15 protein-coding genes are annotated in these 18,407 nt (G+C 42.7%); 1 reads left to right on the forward strand and 14 read right to left on the reverse strand.

Features of this window, described 5'->3' with window-relative positions:
- Positions 1-39 precede the first annotated feature (39 nt).
- The 3 genes from folP to rlmE form a co-directional block, all read right to left on the reverse strand.
- A complete protein-coding gene (folP, locus tag H5164_RS04155; RefSeq protein WP_220492658.1) occupies positions 40-819 on the reverse strand; it encodes a dihydropteroate synthase in 780 nt (259 codons plus the stop codon).
- Between the two features lie 123 nt (positions 820-942).
- Complete coding sequence (gene ftsH / locus H5164_RS04160; RefSeq protein WP_124017642.1) at positions 943-2,916, reverse strand: ATP-dependent zinc metalloprotease FtsH; 1,974 nt, start codon at positions 2,914-2,916, stop codon at positions 943-945.
- A gap of 45 nt (positions 2,917-2,961) precedes the next feature.
- Positions 2,962-3,591 carry a 23S rRNA (uridine(2552)-2'-O)-methyltransferase RlmE gene (rlmE, locus tag H5164_RS04165; protein ID WP_124017643.1) on the reverse strand — a complete coding sequence of 210 codons (630 nt, stop codon included), beginning with the start codon at positions 3,589-3,591 and terminating at the stop codon, positions 2,962-2,964.
- Positions 3,592-3,681: 90 nt separating this feature from the next.
- On the opposite strand from rlmE, the gene yhbY reads away from it, so the two are divergent.
- On the forward strand, positions 3,682-3,981 hold the full coding sequence (gene yhbY, locus H5164_RS04170; protein WP_182697858.1) for a ribosome assembly RNA-binding protein YhbY: 300 nt from the start codon (positions 3,682-3,684) through the stop codon (positions 3,979-3,981).
- A 67-nt stretch (positions 3,982-4,048) separates the two neighbouring features.
- On the opposite strand, the gene secF is transcribed toward yhbY, so the two are convergent.
- The 11 genes from secF to dnaJ all read right to left on the reverse strand — a co-directional run bounded on the left by secF (position 4,049) and on the right by dnaJ (position 18,333).
- A complete protein-coding gene (gene secF / locus H5164_RS04175; protein WP_182754905.1) occupies positions 4,049-4,978 on the reverse strand; it encodes a protein translocase subunit SecF in 930 nt (309 codons plus the stop codon).
- Between the two features lie 4 nt (positions 4,979-4,982).
- Complete coding sequence (gene secD / locus H5164_RS04180) at positions 4,983-6,788, reverse strand: protein translocase subunit SecD (RefSeq protein ID WP_182754907.1); 1,806 nt, start codon at positions 6,786-6,788, stop codon at positions 4,983-4,985.
- Between the two features lie 144 nt (positions 6,789-6,932).
- On the reverse strand, positions 6,933-7,544 hold the full coding sequence (locus H5164_RS04185) for a hypothetical protein (RefSeq protein ID WP_182754909.1): 612 nt from the start codon (positions 7,542-7,544) through the stop codon (positions 6,933-6,935).
- 411 nt (positions 7,545-7,955) lie between these two features.
- Positions 7,956-8,432, reverse strand: coding sequence for a transcription elongation factor GreA (gene greA / locus H5164_RS04190; protein ID WP_124017648.1), 477 nt, complete (start codon positions 8,430-8,432; stop codon positions 7,956-7,958).
- Between the two features lie 230 nt (positions 8,433-8,662).
- Positions 8,663-11,884, reverse strand: coding sequence for a carbamoyl-phosphate synthase large subunit (gene carB, locus H5164_RS04195; protein ID WP_182754911.1), 3,222 nt, complete (start codon positions 11,882-11,884; stop codon positions 8,663-8,665).
- 23 nt (positions 11,885-11,907) lie between these two features.
- Positions 11,908-13,065 carry a glutamine-hydrolyzing carbamoyl-phosphate synthase small subunit gene (gene carA / locus H5164_RS04200; RefSeq protein ID WP_182755241.1) on the reverse strand — a complete coding sequence of 386 codons (1,158 nt, stop codon included), beginning with the start codon at positions 13,063-13,065 and terminating at the stop codon, positions 11,908-11,910.
- 175 nt (positions 13,066-13,240) lie between these two features.
- A complete protein-coding gene (gene dapB / locus H5164_RS04205; protein WP_124017651.1) occupies positions 13,241-14,053 on the reverse strand; it encodes a 4-hydroxy-tetrahydrodipicolinate reductase in 813 nt (270 codons plus the stop codon).
- Positions 14,054-14,136: 83 nt separating this feature from the next.
- A complete protein-coding gene (locus H5164_RS04210; RefSeq protein WP_124017652.1) occupies positions 14,137-14,754 on the reverse strand; it encodes an FKBP-type peptidyl-prolyl cis-trans isomerase in 618 nt (205 codons plus the stop codon).
- 79 nt (positions 14,755-14,833) lie between these two features.
- Positions 14,834-15,640 carry a M48 family metallopeptidase gene (locus H5164_RS04215; RefSeq protein WP_182754913.1) on the reverse strand — a complete coding sequence of 269 codons (807 nt, stop codon included), beginning with the start codon at positions 15,638-15,640 and terminating at the stop codon, positions 14,834-14,836.
- Between the two features lie 110 nt (positions 15,641-15,750).
- Positions 15,751-16,983 carry a DEAD/DEAH box helicase gene (locus tag H5164_RS04220; RefSeq protein WP_182754915.1) on the reverse strand — a complete coding sequence of 411 codons (1,233 nt, stop codon included), beginning with the start codon at positions 16,981-16,983 and terminating at the stop codon, positions 15,751-15,753.
- A gap of 222 nt (positions 16,984-17,205) precedes the next feature.
- Positions 17,206-18,333 carry a molecular chaperone DnaJ gene (dnaJ, locus tag H5164_RS04225; protein ID WP_124017655.1) on the reverse strand — a complete coding sequence of 376 codons (1,128 nt, stop codon included), beginning with the start codon at positions 18,331-18,333 and terminating at the stop codon, positions 17,206-17,208.
- Positions 18,334-18,407: the final 74 nt, after the last annotated feature.

An 18,407-nucleotide genomic window follows, 5' to 3' on the forward strand; every position in this document is an offset into this window, starting at 1 on the left:
GTGTTTTCACTTTACTGATAACATTATTATGTGATGCAACTATAGATTAGCCATGGTTTCTGACATCACTTTAAGCACATCGACTGTTTCTGGTACATCATGAACTCGAATAATTTGTGCACCTTGCTGAGCTGCAATTAATGCACCAGCAAGGCTTCCGGCAAGGCGTTGGTCTATATCACGCGCTAACAGGTCGCCGATCATGCTTTTTCGCGACAGACCTATCAATAAAGGCAAATGAAATTCATGTAACTTTGGTAATGCCGCTAATAGACGGTAATTATGCGCTAAAGTTTTGCCAAAACCAAAACCTGGATCGAGAATTAAACGCTCCCGCTCAATTCCAGCCGCTTCACAGTAAGCGATACGTAATTCAAAAAAAGCCGCCACTTCATCAATCACATCCTCATACTCAGGTTGATCTTGCATAGTTTGCGGATCGCCTTGCATGTGCATTAAGCAAATTGGCACATCTAACGTTGCTGCCATGGCTAAAGCACCTGGTACTTGTAACGCGCGCACATCGTTGATTAAATTAGCTCCGGCATTGACAGCTTGTTCCATTACTTCAGGTTTGCTGGTATCGATTGAAATCCATACATTGTGTGTTTTTGCTGTGTATTCGATGATAGGGATCACTCGGGCAAGTTCTTGCTCAATCGTCACTTCTGCAGCACCAGGTCGGGTTGACTCACCACCCACATCAATAATTAATGCACCTTGCTCTACCATATTATCAACATGACGACAGGCTTGTTCAAAACCAATATATTCACCACCATCGGAAAATGAATCTGGCGTCACATTCACAATCCCCATCACTACAGGGCTTGATAAGTCTAGAGTTTTATTAGCATGAGTTAATTGAAACACGGGTATTTTCCTAGATAAGATTAAAAACAAGAAAACCCCTTTCGGGGTTTTCTTTATTTGCTAAATTGTTTATTTAGCGGGTGATTCATCCGCGTCATTGGTATCGGCTTTATTATCGACTTTAACGTCGGTTTTAGCCTCATCCACTGGCGTTTCAACTTCAGATTTAGGCGTGTTATTACCACTATCTTTATCGTCTGATGATTCATCTTTTTGCCATTCAGCTGGCATGCGCACTTCGCGGCGATTCATTAGATCATCGATTTGCAACGAGTCAATAGTTTCATATTTCATCAATGCGTCTTTCATCGCATGTAAAATATCCATATTGTCTGTCAACATCGTTTGCGCACGTTGATAGTTTTTATCGATAAACATCTTAATTTCAGAGTCAATCAATGTTGCTGTATCACCTGACATTGCCTTTGCTTTACCCATACTGCGACCTAAGAAAACTTCGTTTTCTTCTTCTGCGTAAAGTAACGGACCTAGCTTGTCAGAGAACCCCCATTGCGTAACCATATTACGAGCTATCGATGTAGCGTACTTAATATCTTGCGACGCCCCTGTAGACACTTTTTCACTTCCGTAAATAAGTTCTTCAGCTAAACGTCCACCATAGGCAACTGAAATTTGTGATTCCAATTTACGACGGCTTTGGCTAACGGCATCAGCTTCAGGTAAAAAGAAGGTCACACCTAATGCACGGCCACGCGGAATAATAGTCACTTTATGCACTGGGTCATGTTCTGGTACCAAGCAACCAATAATGGCATGTCCAGCTTCATGATAAGCGGTCATTTCTTTGTCAGATTCAGACATCACCATAGAACGGCGCTCTGCACCCATCATGATTTTATCTTTAGCACGCTCAAACTCTTCCATACCAACAACACGACGATTACCGCGAGCAGCGAATAACGCCGCTTCGTTGACAAGGTTTGCTAAGTCAGCACCAGAGAAGCCTGGCGTACCACGCGCAATGACACTGGCTTTAACATCATCTGATAAAGGTACTTTACGCATATGTACTTTAAGAATTTGTTCACGACCACGAACATCAGGCAAGCCAACGACAACTTGACGGTCAAATCGACCTGGACGCAATAACGCTGAATCAAGTACGTCTGGACGGTTAGTTGCTGCAATAACAATAACGCCTTCATTACCTTCAAAGCCGTCCATTTCAACCAAAAGCTGGTTTAATGTTTGCTCACGCTCATCGTGCCCACCACCTACACCGGCACCACGTTGGCGGCCTACGGCATCGATTTCATCAATGAAAATGATACAAGGAGCAGATTTTTTAGCTTGTTCGAACATGTCACGTACACGGGATGCACCAACACCGACAAACATTTCCACAAAGTCAGAACCCGAAATGGTAAAGAACGGCACCTTAGATTCACCGGCAATTGCCTTGGCTAATAAGGTTTTACCTGTACCAGGTTGTCCGACCATCAGCACGCCCGTAGGAATACGACCGCCTAATTTTTGGAACTTGGTTGGGTCTCGTAAATAATCAACAAGTTCTTTGACTTCTTCTTTTGCTTCATCACAACCTGCAACGTCAGCAAAAGTGGTTTTGATTTGGTCTTCGCTCATCAGTTTGGCTTTACTTTTACCAAACGACATTGCGCCCTTGCCGCCACCGCCTTGCATTTGTCGCATGAAAAATATCCATACGCCAATTAGCAGTAACATTGGGAACCATGAAATAAAGATTTGGGTTAGGAAACCTGACTCTTCAGCTTCTTGGCCTTTCATGGTGATGCCTTTACGATCAAGATCATTAATTAAATCTTGGTCATATATAGGCATGATTGTGGTGAACTTCTCGCCGGTACGTTTAGTTCCTTCAATCGTCCGTTGGTCGCTTTTTATTTCAACCGTGTTAATTTGACCATTTCGAACATTGTCCAAAAAGGCGGAATAATCCATCTTCTGCGAATTCGAAGAAGAGGGGGAATAACCCTGAAACACTGACATCAGTACAACAGCGATGACAACCCAGAGTATTAAATTTTTTGCCATGTCACTCAAATTACTAGACCTCTTAACAGTCCTGCGATTATTAACGTTAGACTACTACAACTTGTAACCAGTCGCCACTAGATAGACTTCCCGAGAGCGCGCTCTAGAGGAGTCTGGTTTTCGGGTTTTTACTACTTTGAATGCCTGCTTGACCGTTTTAATATAATCGTCAAAACCCTCCCCCTGAAAGACTTTAACAGCAAAACAGCCATTAGGCGCCAACACTTGATGACACATATCTAGCGCTAATTCAACTAAATACATAGCTCTTGGTTGATCAACAGCACCCGAACCACTCATGTTCGGAGCCATATCTGATAGTACCACATCCACTTTATCTTGACCTACACGCTCAAGCAATGCTTCGAGTACTTTGTTTTCTCTAAAATCACCTTGAAGGAAATCAACACCAACAATTGGGTCCATAGGTAAAATATCACAAGCAATGACTTTACCTCTGTCACCAACGAGTTTAACCGCAACTTGCGACCAACCACCTGGTGCTGCACCTAAATCAACAACTGTCATACCTTGTTTTATCAAGTTATCTTTTTGTTGTATCTCCTCTAACTTGAATGCTGCTCGTGAACGTAAGCCACGTTTTTGGGCCAGTTTCACATAGTGATCATCAAAGTGTTCTTGCATCCAGCGAGTTGAACTCGCCGTACGTTTTTTTGTTGTCATTTAAATTCCGCAACGATTCAGAGTTACATAAGCTCTATATAAGGGTAGAATACCCGTTTTTCAACAGTAACTCAGCAAAAGTTGGCACAAATGAACTTAACAACCAAACAAAAACAGCATTTAAAAGGTCTGGCTCACAGTCTAAAACCAGTGGTGCTGCTTGGTGGCAATGGCCTAACTGAAGGTGTTCTGGCTGAAATTGATAGCGCTCTTACACATCATGAATTGATTAAAGTAAAAGTAGCCTCTGCTGACAGAGAGCTCAAAAATGCCATCGTTGACGCCATTATACGTGAAACCCAGTCTGCGAAAGTGCAACTAATCGGTCATGTTTTAGTCATTTTCCGTCATTCGGTCGAAATGAAGATTGCTTTGCCTAAAGCCAAATAGTTTCACATTCTTTTATTAAAAGCCGCTGAATTCAGCGGCTTTTTTATGGGAGATGAATTATCGTTAATCAGGGGTGATCAGGTAATGGAACCTCTTGATAATGCTGCGCCTTTAAGCCTAAAAACTCAGGCAAAGTTGCGCCAATTGAAATTGAAGACCAAGTGCCGGTTAAAATACCAATAAACATCGCGATAGAAAAACCTTCCAATGGCTCCCCTCCCATAATCCACAATGCTACCACGGTTAATAAGGTGGTCCCCGATGTAATCATAGTTCTAGAGAAAGTTGTTTTAACCGCTAAATTATTAATATCCGAAGTTTTCCATTGTAACTTAGCCACTAACTGTTCGCGGATCCTATCAGCAATAATAATCGAGTCATTGAGTGAATACCCCAGAATAGCTAAAATTGCTGCCAGGATAGTTAAATTAAATTCCATTTGGCTTAACGCAAAAAAAGCCAGCACAAACACCACATCATGTACTAAAGCCAATAACGCACCTGAAGCTAAGCGCCATTCAAAACGAAAACTTAAATACCCCATAATACATAGCATAGCGATTAGCAGAGCTATGCTGCCTTGCTCAACTAACTCTTGGCCTACTTGAGGCCCAACAATGCTGCTGTTTAGCACAGTAATATCGGTATTTAATGGCGCTAAGACTTGTCGGAGATCTGGACGAAGCTGCTCGTCGGGTATGTTGGCATAACGTAATACCCACCGTCCCGGTTCGCTGGCGGAAATAACACTCACGTCTTGTTGGTAGGCGGCGGTCATTAGTGGCTGTATTTCACTGGCCGTAATACGATGGTCAAGTTGAATTTCAGTGACCACTCCGCCAGTAAAATCTAAGCCCCAATTAAACCCCTTTACACCAATTACGCTTAGGGAGACCAGCATCAACACAATAGAAAGTATGCTTGAAATATAGCGCCATTTGGTGAGGTATTTTAGTTTACCTGTTTCTAGTGAGTTATTTATACTTGTTGAGTTCATAGTATTACACCTTAATTGCGCGGCGAGTGTCGCGGCCATAAACTAAATTGATTAATGCTCTCGAGGCAAAAATGCCGGTAAACATGCTGGTTAATAGCCCTAAGCCTAAGGTCAATGCAAAGCCTTGAATAGGGCCATTACCAATAGAGAACAGCACAACGGCGGTGATCATAGTGGTAAAATTAGCATCAAATATGGTTGAGAATGCACTATCAAATCCCACATCTATAGCACTGGCAAAGCTGCGACCTTCAGCTAGCTTTTCTTTTATTCGCTCAAAGATAAGCACATTAGTATCAACCGCCATACCAACAGTAAGCACTAACCCCGCAATACCAGGTAAGGTTAATACTGCCCCGGGAATAAGGGCTAGTAAGCCAAATAACATCGTCATGTTGGCAATTAACGCCACATTAGCAATCCAGCCTAAACGGCGATACCAACAGGCCATAAACAATAATGTTACTGACATACCTAATGCTAACGCTGCAAATCCGTTGACAATGTTTTCAGCACCTAAGCTTGGTCCTATTGTGCGTTCTTCTACAATCGTCACCGGTGCTGTCATGGAGCCTGCTCTTAGCAATAACGCAAGCTGCTGTGCCTCTTGATGGCTGCCTGAACCGGTAATTTCAAACCGATTACCCAGTTGACTTTGTATGGTGGCAACACTAATGATTTGGGTTGTTTGTCGAGCTTTACCCGCTTCATCTCGGCTATATTCACTGTATGCGGTCGCCATAGGTTTACCTATGTTGTCGCGCGAGAAATCAGACATTAACTTACCGCCTGCAGCGTCGAGACTAATGTTGACTTTCGCCATGCCAAAATCACCAGTAGTCGCTCGAGCATCAATAATATGATCGCCTCCCAGTACTGGCTTTCTCGATACGTACACGGGTTTATCATGTTGGTCGTTAATGACCACAGCGTTTACAGAACCCGTTGGCAGTACAGGATAAAATGCTAAACTGGCTGTTGCACCAATAACGTTTTTAGCGGTGGCAGGATCTTGTACTCCAGGTAACTCAATACGGATACGATGATCACCTTGGCGTTGAACGAGCGCTTCGGTTATCCCCAGTTCCTCTATCCGGCTACGCATAATTTGCAAGTTTTGCTGCACAGTCACATTGGTCAATTTAAGTTGTTCATGTTGAGACAAACTAACAGTGAGTATTTGTTGGTGACCACTTACTTGCCATAATGGATACTGCTGTGCAATAAATTGTCTTAGCTGGGCTCGAGACGGTTCATCAGCAATCTCAATACTCAATGTAGCGCCATCACCGGAACGAACCTTAACGTTACTGATATGCTGATCAGCAGCAAATTGCTTCACGGCATCACCAAGCATAATCGCCTGGTTTTGAAACACTAAATCGAGATCTACATCCAATAAAAATTGTACTCCACCGCGTAAATCTAAACCCAGCTTTATCGGTTTAACACCTAGGTTTAATAGCCAGTGAGGTGCAGCAGGCGCTAAGGCTAATGTCACTTGAGCTTGATGCTCAAACTGCTCAGCTAAAGCCTTTTTAGCTTGGGCCTGCATATCAGGGTTATCTAGCACCACCAGTAAACTATCTTGTTGTTGCTCAATACGTTTACTCTTTATGCCTACCTGGTGTAGCGCATAATCAACTTGTTCTGCTGTTATAGATTGGCTTGGTTTTACACCAAGTTGTACAGCAGGATCTTCGCCATACCAAGATGGTAATGCGCTCATAAATAAGATGATTAATGTGATAATTAATAACCAGTATTTCCATTGAGAATAATGATTTAGCTGTTTCGTTTTTGATTTCATAACTCTTGATCTCACTAGATCGAGGCTATTTAAGCCACGATAAAAATGCATAGCGAGTGATGAGGCGCAATTGACCTAACCCATCGACCCACAGTAAAACTCATTAGCAAAGCTAATGGCGTTTATCATCAAGGCAGAATATGGCTAACAGGTATGGGAATGGACGAAAAGTAAATTAGACTCTTTCCAGGCGGAAAGTCTTGAAGGAGCTGAAGCTGTGGATAAAACCCAGTCCAATTGCGGACTAAAGTTAATTTGATACCCTATGGTTAAACTTGGAACAGGTGGAGAGATAAATTCGTAAGCCAATAAATAATTGGGCTTTAACTCATCAGACTCGTGTTGAACAATACTGATATATCGCGACGAATAAGTGGGCACATAATGAATGTCTTTAGAATTAGATTCTGCAGAGATAGAGTTGGTTGAAGAGATATTACCAACATAGCCCAGCAGTGAACTATTACCATCGATGAGGGTGTGATTTAACGCGGTAATACTATTTGCATCATGACGGTCAATTGAGCGATCAATGCCTTTGACTGAAGACAGGATAATATCAACGTTAGCTGAACTCATTGGTTGATCACAGATACGATCATCTGAGTGTGTGTCGATATTATAAGAACAAGAATGTGCCGTAGTCGTGGTAAATGGCAACGATGCTAAAACCAACACACGGCTATTGATGAGGAAGATTGAACACAACCCCACAATTACCAGCATTAGTAGTATACGAGCCCACGGAAACGTCATAATGACCTTATTTAATCAAGCAATTCAGATACACAATCTGCATATTCTATTTTTACATCATCACAAAATGATTTTTAAACCTATATTTTAAACGTAATATTGCAAAGTATATTAGACTTCATACGGTAAAATGTAACAGCATTGTAAACTAAATGGATGATATCCATTGCACCTTTAATGTGCAAATGAATTTTTTTACATGTTTTATCGTCATCAGCACATAGGTACTGTATTTCATGACAATAAAAAAGCACTAAACAGGATGCTATTTAGTGCTCGCTAAAGTGATGTGTTATTAATGTCGGTATTAAGTTGTGCAAAAAATTTAATGCTTAATATTTGGTCATCAGCTTTAATATAATAGATAAAACATACTGTTAAATATTAGTTATGCTCAATAACAATCCACACTTAAAGATATTTAACGGCAATGACTTCATAGTCAGTCAAACCACCTGGAGTGGTAATCGAGACTTCATCGCCTTCACTTTTGCCAATTAACCCACGTGCAATCGGTGAATTAACAGAAATTAAATTTTGCTTAATATCAGCTTCATCATCACCAACAATGCGATAAGTCACTTCAGCATCAGTATCGATATTTAAAATAGTCACTGTCGTACCAAAAATCACTCGGCCAGTATTTTCTAATTTGGTAACATCAATGATTTGAGCGTTAGACAACTTACCTTCAATGTCACGAATACGCGCTTCACAAATACCCTGATCTTCACGGGCAGCGTGATATTCAGCATTTTCTTTTAAATCACCTAATTCACGAGCAGAAGCAATTGCTTCGGTAATTTTTGGGCGGCGATCGAACTTTAAAAATTCAACTTCTTTACGTAATTGATCTGCGCCAACTACCGTCATTGGGACCTTACTCATAATGTCTTTGTCTCCTTTAAAAACAAAAGCATCCCGTGCTGACGAAAGTCAACACAGTAAAAATTCAGTTGGAAGTACGCAATCGACTTAGCGTACGTATCTAGGATGCATCTTTTCGATGATGTCTGACAGCTTACCTAAGCTTTTACAGACTTGCTAGTCATCCATCATCAAAATGTCATAAAAAAGGTCGCCAAAAGGCGACCTTAGTCATTCCTTCGCAATAAAAACTAACTTTTTATGCGTTTGTGCAGTTCTTGCAAAGATGTCACCTTGATACGATCATCTGCTGAATGCGCCAAACAGGTCGCAAAGGCAGCATTTAATGTCGTCGTGTAATTCACTTTGTAGCGCAATGCTCCACGACGGATCTGGCGAGAATCTTCAATTGCTTGACGACCTTCAGTAGTGTTAACAATGTAGGTATATTCACCATTTTTAATACGATCAAGAATGTGTGGACGACCTTCATGTACTTTGTTAACTAAGCGAGGATTAATCCCTGCTTCACCTAAAATAATCGCAGTGCCGTGAGTGGCATCAATTTCATAGCCTAACTCAATCAGCTTAGAGGCTAAGTCAGCAACACGTTTTTTATCACTGTTACGAACAGAGAGTAACGCACGCCCCGACTTAGGCACTTCAGATGTGGCACCAAGCTGTGCTTTAGCATAGGCTTCAGCAAATGTATCACCCACGCCCATCACTTCACCCGTTGAGCGCATTTCTGGGCCTAAGAGTGGATCAACGCCTGGGAATTTATTAAACGGCAATACAACTTCTTTTACCGAGAAATAAGGTGGGATCACTTCTTTAGTAAAGTTTTGTGAAATTAAGCTTTGACCAGCCATCACACGTGCAGCAATTTTAGCTAAAGGAACGCCTGTTGCTTTAGATACAAATGGCACGGTACGAGCAGCGCGCGGGTTAACTTCAATCATGTAGATTTCGTTATCTTTTACCGCAAATTGCACGTTCATTAAGCCGATTACGCCTAACTCAAAAGCCAGTTTTGACACTTGCTCGCGCATTCTCGCCTGAACATCAGCACTTAAGGTGTAAGGCGGTAATGAACAACCTGAGTCACCAGAGTGAACACCTGCTTGTTCAATATGCTCCATAATAGCGCCAACAACCACGGTTTCGCCGTCACATACTGCATCAATATCGACTTCAATCGCATCATCTAAGAAGTGATCGAGTAATACAGGCGATGCATTAGACACTTTAACGGCTTCATTGAAGTAACGCAGTAAATCTTGCTTGTCGTAGACGATTTCCATCGCACGACCGCCCAATACATAAGATGGACGCACCACTAACGGATAACCAATTTTTTCAGCTTCAATCACCGCATTTTCAACAGTCGTTACAGTGGCATTTTCTGGCTGCTTCATGTTTAAACGTTGAATTGCTTGTTGGAAACGTTCACGGTCTTCTGCACGGTCAATCGCATCAGGGCTAGTACCAATAATTGGCACACCTGCGGCTTCTAACTCGCGCGCGAGTTTAAGCGGAGTTTGACCACCGTATTGAACAATAACGCCTTTTGGCTTTTCGATACGCACGATTTCGAGCACGTCTTCCAAGGTGACAGGTTCAAAGTATAGGCGATCAGATGTATCGTAGTCGGTTGATACGGTTTCAGGGTTACAGTTAACCATGATGGTTTCATAACCGTCTTCACGTAAGGCTAATGCAGCATGCACACAACAGTAATCAAACTCAATACCTTGACCAATACGGTTTGGACCACCGCCCAGAATCATGATCTTTTCACGGTTCGATGGGTTAGCTTCACATTCTTCTTCGTACGTTGAGTACATGTACGCTGTATCAGTTGAGAATTCAGCAGCACAAGTATCGACTCGCTTATAAACTGGGTAAATTTCATGTCGATAACGTAGTTTACGAATCTCGTTTTCATTGACACCTAACACAGCAGCTAAACGCGCATCAGAGAACCCTTTACGCTTTAATTGACGTAAATAGTTTTGCTCTAAACCTGACATACCAAGCTCAGCCACTTTGGCTTCATGGGTAATCAAATCTTCAATTTGAACCAAGAACCAATGGTCGACATTCGTCAACGTGAAGATTTCGTCACGGCTTAAACCGGCACGAAATGCATCAGCTATGTACCAAATACGGTCACAACCCGGCTCTTTAAGTTCATGACGAATACGTTGCATGGCTTCTGGTGATTGTAAATCCACCACAGAATCAAAACCGTTACGACCCACTTCAAGTCCGCGTAACGCTTTTTGCAATGACTCTTGGAAAGTACGGCCGATTGCCATGACTTCACCAACAGACTTCATTTGAGTGGTTAAACGATCGTTTGCACCGGCAAACTTTTCAAAGTTAAAGCGCGGTATTTTAGTCACAACATAGTCGATAGCAGGTTCAAACGATGCTGGTGTTTTACCGCCAGTAATGTCGTTGCTTAGCTCGTCTAAAGTGTAACCCACAGCTAATTTAGCCGCGATTTTAGCAATCGGGAAACCGGTTGCTTTAGAGGCCAATGCTGATGAGCGAGATACCCGTGGATTCATCTCAATAATGACCATGCGGCCAGTATTAGGACAAATACCAAATTGTACGTTTGAGCCACCGGTTTCAACACCAATTTCACGCAGTACCGCTATCGAAGCGTTACGCATTAATTGATATTCTTTGTCGGTTAGCGTTTGTGCTGGAGCTACAGTGATTGAATCACCGGTGTGAACCCCCATCGCATCGAAGTTTTCGATAGTACAGACGATAATACAGTTATCGTTGCGGTCACGAACCACTTCCATTTCATATTCTTTCCAACCAATTAATGATTCATCGATCAATAATTCGTTAGTTGGCGACAAATCTAAGCCTTGAGAACAAATCTCTTCAAACTCTTCTTTGTTGTAGGCAATACCACCGCCGCTGCCACCCATGGTGAAAGACGGACGAATAATACAGGGGAAGCCCACCATATCTAATACGCCATAAGCTTCATCCATGTTATGAGCAATACCCGCACGCGGGCAGTCTAAACCAATGGATTTCATCGCTTTGTCGAAACGACTACGGTCTTCAGCTTTATCAATCGCATCTGCTGTCGCACCAATCATTTCAACATTAAACTCTTTTAGTACGCCTTTTGCTTCAAGCTGAAGTGCGCAGTTCAGTGCGGTTTGTCCACCCATAGTCGGGAGAATGGCATCTGGACGCTCTTTGGCAATAATGTTGCGTACGACTTCCCAATGAATTGGCTCGACATAGGTTGCATCGGCCATTTCTGGGTCGGTCATAATCGTTGCTGGATTAGAGTTGACCAGAATAACGCGATAGCCTTCTTCACGAAGGGCTTTACAAGCTTGCGCACCTGAATAATCAAACTCACACGCCTGACCAATAACAATTGGACCGGCACCTAGGATAAGAATACTTTTTATATCTGTACGTTTTGGCATTGCTTCTGTCTTCTCCCAGATAACTACTTGGCGTGCTGACGGTATTGTTCTATAAGCTCGATGAAATGATCGAACAGAGGCGCGGCATCGGTTGGCCCAGGGCTCGCTTCAGGGTGACCCTGGAAGCTAAATGCGGGTTTATCCGTTAGATGAATACCTTGTAATGATCCATCAAATAACGATTTATGCGTCACCTTGATATTAGCAGGTAGCGTGGTTTCATCAGCAGCAAAACCATGGTTTTGACTGGTGATCATCACGTTGCCTTTTTCAACATTGCTCACTGGGTGGTTTGCACCATGGTGACCAAATTTCATCTTTAAGGTTTTTGCGCCTGAGGCTAATGCTAATAGTTGATGGCCAAGACAAATACCAAAAACAGGGATTTCTGTTTTCAAAATTTGCTGGATGGCGGTAATCGCGTAATCACATGGCTCAGGGTCGCCAGGACCATTTGACAGAAATACTCCATCAGGATTCATCGCAAGTACGTCTGCAGCAGAAGTTTGAGCAGGTACCACAGTGACATCACAACCACGGTCAACCAACATACGTAAAATATTACGTTTTACACCGTAATCGTAGGCAACAATTTTATATTTGAGTTCAGCTTCTGGCGTTTCAGACGGTAAACCACCGACTAATTTCCAGCTACCATTGCGCCACGTATAGGCTTTATCGGTAGTCACTTCTTTAGCTAAATCCATACCTTTTAGGCCTGGAAATGCTTTTGCAGCTGCAAGTGCCTTCGCTTCATCTAGGTTGCCGACCATAATACAACCGGCTTGAGCGCCTTTTTCACGCAAAATACGAGTTAGTTTGCGAGTATCAATATCAGCGATACCAACGACATTATTTGCTTTTAAATAATCGCTTAATGATTGTTGGTTACGAAAATTACTCGCCATAAGCGGTAAGTCACGAATGATTAAGCCACATGCATGAACCGAATCCGATTCAGTGTCTTCATCATTAGTACCTGTGTTACCGATGTGAGGATAGGTTAATGTTACTATTTGGCGTGAATATGAAGGATCCGTAAGAATCTCTTGATAACCTGTCATTGAAGTATTAAATACCACTTCACCAACAGAGATACCGATAGCACCAATTGCGGTACCAGAGAATACGGTTCCATCTTCGAGTACGAGTAAGGCAGACTGTGTCAACGCGACCTCCAGAAAAGAGCCAAGCCACTTAAATTATGTGTTTTTTATTTTGCACTAAAAATACCAATTTCCGTTAAATTACGAAATTTTGGCAAATTCTAGCGATTGTATAAGAAATTCGTTTTTACGTCTATATTTTGCAGGATTGTTTTCAAAAAAAAACACCAACGAATGGTGTTTTTAGTCGCTAATTCAACCCTAGTACTTGCTGCATGTCGTATAGACCAGCATTTTGATCTGAGAGCCAAAAAGCCGCTCTCATAGCCCCATTCGCAAAGGTCATTCTGCTCGATGCTTTGTGGGTTATTTCTAACCGCTCGCCTATGTCAGCAAACATAGCGGTATGTTCACCAACAATATCACCAGCGCGAACAGTAGCAAAACCTATGGTATTACGGTCGCGTTCACCAGTGATGCCTTCACGTCCAAATACCGCACATTGGTCTAAATCACGGCCTAATGTTTGAGCAATAATCTCACCCATTTTGAGCGCGGTGCCTGACGGTGCATCTTTTTTATGACGATGATGAGCTTCGATTATTTCGATATCGGTATAATCACCCATCACTTCAGTGGCAAGTGCAAGTAACTTCCACATCACATTAACACCAACAGACATATTAGGTGCTAACACCACAGGTACTTGTTCTGAATAGGCACCAATGAGCTCTTTTTGAGCATGATTGAACCCAGTTGTACCGATGACAATGGCTTTGTGATTTTTAGCACACCAATCAAGATGAATGATTGAAGACTCTGGTGAGGTAAAATCAATCAGAACGTCAAAATCGTTCACTACGTTATCTAGTGAATCGGTAATAACAACGTCCATTGCACCAACACCAGCAAGCACACCGGCATCAATACCGACTAAACTAGAGCCTGTACGATCTATCGCTGCGCCAAGTACGATGACTTGTTGCTGTCTAGCAGATTCAATCAGTGTACGGCCCATACGGCCACTGGCACCAACTACAGCAATTCTCACTTTTGCAGTCATTTATTTCTCCCAGTGTTAACTAAAGATAAACCTAAAAACAGCATATACAAAAACGCCTAAGTTAACTTAGGCGTTTTTAATAACTAGATAATTTCTAACAATTCAACTTCGAAGACCAAAGCTGAATAAGGCGGGATTGAAGCACCCGCGCCACGCTCACCATAAGCCAAGTGATGCGGGACATATAATTTAAGCTTAGTGCCAACAGGCATTAGCTGTAATGCCTCAGTCCAACCAGCTATCACACCTGATACCGGGAACTCAGCAGGCTGACCACGAGCAACAGAGCTGTCGAAAACATCACCACTGATAAATGTACCATGGTAGTGAGTACGTACAGTTGAATCATAGGTAGGCTTTTCGCCGTCACCTTGAACAAGTACTTCGTATTGAAGACCAGACTCAGTAATCGTAATACCGTCACGCTTAGCGTTTTCAGCTAAGAATGTTTCGCCTTCAGCAGCAGCGGCTTCAGCAGCAGCTTCTTGAGCTTCTTGTAAACGACGACTAATTTCAGTAAATGCAACTTGAAGCTCTTCCATTGATACTGCGCTTTCTTTACCGGCAAATGCATCAGCAAGACCAGCTTGAACAGCCGGGATATCAATACCTTCAAAAGAGTTTGCCGCTAGCTGCTCGCCCATTTGACGACCTACACCGTAGCTAGCATGCTGTTCCATAGTGCTGAACAAATCTGACATAATAATTTTCTCTCAATAAACATAAAAAATTCGCACCAGAGTTTATCACAATAAACTCCGTCAATGTTGGCAAAAAACGCTATTTAACTTGAGCAATTTTACACTCAGTCAAAGACTGTTTTCTTGCCTGTGTATAAAGCGGCATCACTTGATTTTGCGCCGCTTGTAAGTCTTCAATTCGATGACTGTGTGACGGATGAGTCGACAACAGCTCAGGCCCTTGTGCACCTCCAGCCTTGGCCATATTTTGCCACAAAGCAATGCTTTGCGCCGGATTAAATCCCGCTTTAGCCATTAGCTCTAAACCTACAATATCAGCTTCAGACTCTTGACTGCGGCCAAAGGGTAAAATAATGCCGACTTTTGCCCCTAAGCCAAGTCCGGCCATGTACAGATCTTTATTAGCAATTCCAGATGCGCCTATCGCTGCATCGGCGGCTTGCATACCCAAACCAGTAAGCTGGGCGCGAGATACTTGCTCATTTCCATGTTGCGCTAACACATGTGCCACTTCATGCCCCATCACAGTAGCAAGTTGATCTTGATTAACGGCAACCTTCAATAAACCGGTATAGACACCAATATGACCGCCCGGCAATGCAAAAGCATTAACCTGGTCTGAATCAAATACCACTACGTCCCATTGTTGGGACTGATCAGGTAATACTGCAGTGATACGCTTAGCAATACAATTGACATAGTCAGTTTGGGCTTTATTTTGACTTATTTTTTCACTTTGTTTCATTGCCTCAAACGACTGACCACCCATTTGCTGCATCTGTGTATCAGAAAACAATAAGGTTTGCCCTCGCCCCGTGGGCGATTGACTATTGACACAGCCTACTAATAAAGCAGCAACAAATAGGGTTAGTGCGAAAGGTTTCATGTTGTCATCCCTTAAACATTATTGAATCAAAAAGCTAATCCAGCATTAGCTTATTTTATACCAGTCTTTAGCGCGAATACATCACTTACAATATCAAACATCAGCTCGCATTAACGGGTCGGTTTGCGTTTGGTAAAATCACTAATACTGCGTTTGTTAGCTGTACGACGATTAGCTTGTTTATCGCGAGGCGCTCGCTTACTGGCTTCGCTAGTTGGCTTATCTGTTACGGCAAAACCAGCGAGTTCAGTTAACGGTAACGCTTGCCTTGTTAACAGCCTAATAGCATCCAAGCTTAATAACTCAGCATGACTCACTAATGACAAGGCAACACCACTTAATCCTGCCCGAGCAGTTCGTCCTATACGATGTACATATACAGCGGCCTGGCTAGGTAAATCAACATTTATGACCACAGGTAGAGCGTCAATATGGATACCACGAGATAATACATCGGTAGCCACTAGTACTGTTAACTGTTGATTTTTAAACTGCTCCAAAGTTTGGCATCGTACAGCTTGTTCTTTATCACCATGAAGTGCCGCGGCATTAATACCCGCTTTGACTAATTTTTTACATAATGAATCGACATCATCTTTAGCATTAACAAATACCAACACCTGTGACCATTGGTGCAAAGTAATTAAGTGGATCAGTGCTTTTGCTTTACTGCCTTTATTTACATGATATAAGGTTTGAGCGATATCAGCCACAGCACTATTGCTCACATGCGCCTGAATACGCACATGTGCTGTCGTCAAAACTTGCTCGGCTAATGTGGTTAATGGCTCAGGCAATGTGGCCGAAAACAATAAACGCTGCCCAGTTGGCATCATTGCGATTAGCGCATTAATGTCGCCAATAAAACCCATGTCCAATAATCTATCTGCTTCATCAAGTACTAAGCTTTGCAGATGTTCAAACTGAATAACACCTTGCTGCGCTAACGCTAATAAGCGCCCTGGGGTCGCAACAATAAGGTTAGCAGGTTGTGTCAATCGCTCTACCTGCAATTCAATTGCTTGGCCGCCGCATAGCATATCAACGCGTAAATTTAATGCTTGCGCTAACGGGGCTAAATCTTGCATCACTTGTGAAGCTAATTCTCGAGTTGGCACTATGACCACCGCAGAAAGACCAACCTCTGGAGACAGACTCAAGCGCTGTAAAAGTGGTAAACCATAAGCATAGGTTTTACCGCTACCGGTTTGCGCCAATGCCAAGACATCTTGCCCAGTCAATATTGCAGGGATCGCTAATTGCTGAACGCGACTAGGCTCAGTCACTGCTGGCGGTAATGCGGTTAATAATGTTGGATTGAGCTGGAATACAGAAAATGACATACATAACGCCTAATGGTAAAAAAACAGCTAAATAAGTTACTAAATAAGTTGCTAAGAAATTGTATCGCTAAAAATGTGTTCGCCATGAACTAGACAGACATTGACGTCATCTGCAGAGCTATGACATGTCACCTTTTAGTACCTGATTATACCAGTCAATAAAAAAGGCTGTTTACCTAAAGTAAACAGCCTTTCATGATAGTCACGTTTAATGGAACGATACTAACTGTTTAAGTCTTGAAAAAACTTTTTTACGCCATCAAAAAAACCTTCCGCTTTAGGACTGTGCTTTTTTGACTCGCCAGTTAAGGTCGCTTCAAACTCACGCAATAACTCTTTTTGTTTGTCATTCAAGTTAACCGGCGTTTCCATCACCACTTTACACAACAAGTCACCAACAGCATGGCTACGAACCGACTTAACCCCTTTACCACGCAAGCGGAACATACGCCCAGTTTGGGTTTCTGTTGGGATTTTAAGGCTAACTTTACCGTCTAATGTCGGTACTTCAATCTCGCCGCCTAATGCCGCTTTACTAAATGAAATAGGCACTTCACAGTATAAGTTATTGGCATCACGAGTGAAGATGGCATGTTCACGCACACTAACCTGCACATATAAATCGCCAGGAGGTGCACCAAACTCGCCCGCTTCACCTTCACCGGTTAAACGAATACGATCGCCTGTATCAACACCGGCTGGGATTTTAACTGACAGAGTTTTGCTTTTCTCGACTCGGCCTTCGCCATGACATTTGCCACAAGGATCTTTAATAATTTTACCGCGACCATGACAAGTAGGACACGCTTGCTGAACAGCAAAGAAACCTTGGCGCATTTGCACTTGGCCTTGACCATGACAAGTGCCACATGTGGTTGCAGAGGTGCCTTTTTTAGCGCCACTACCATCACACAAATCACATGCAGCGAGTGTCGGAATGCGTAATTCTTTGGTTAAACCACGGACGGCTTCTTCTAAAGATAATTCAAGGTTGTAGCGCAAGTCACTACCACGTGCAGCCTGACGTTGACCACCGCGGCGACCGCCACCAAAAATATCACCAAAAACATCACCAAAGATATCGCCAAAATCACCTTGGCCACCGCCGTGTCCACCACGATTAGGATCGACGCCAGCATGACCAAATTGATCATATGCAGCTTTCTTGTCGCTGTCGGTTAAAATTTCGTACGCTTCTTTAATTTCTTTAAAGCTGGCTTCTGCGGCTTTATCACCCGGATTACGATCTGGGTGAAATTTCATCGCTAAGCGTTTGTACGCTTTTTTAATTTCGCGTTCACTGGTGTCACGTCCAACACCGAGAACTTCGTAATAATCACGCTTTGACATAGTGTTCTGTTTCTCGAAGGTGTGAGTAAGTTGTTAAACTTAATTTATACAAACGGGCGTGTGAGGATAGCCTC

Source organism: Shewanella sp. SG41-3, assembly GCF_014164545.1.
Classification (GTDB): domain Bacteria; phylum Pseudomonadota; class Gammaproteobacteria; order Enterobacterales; family Shewanellaceae; genus Shewanella; species Shewanella vesiculosa.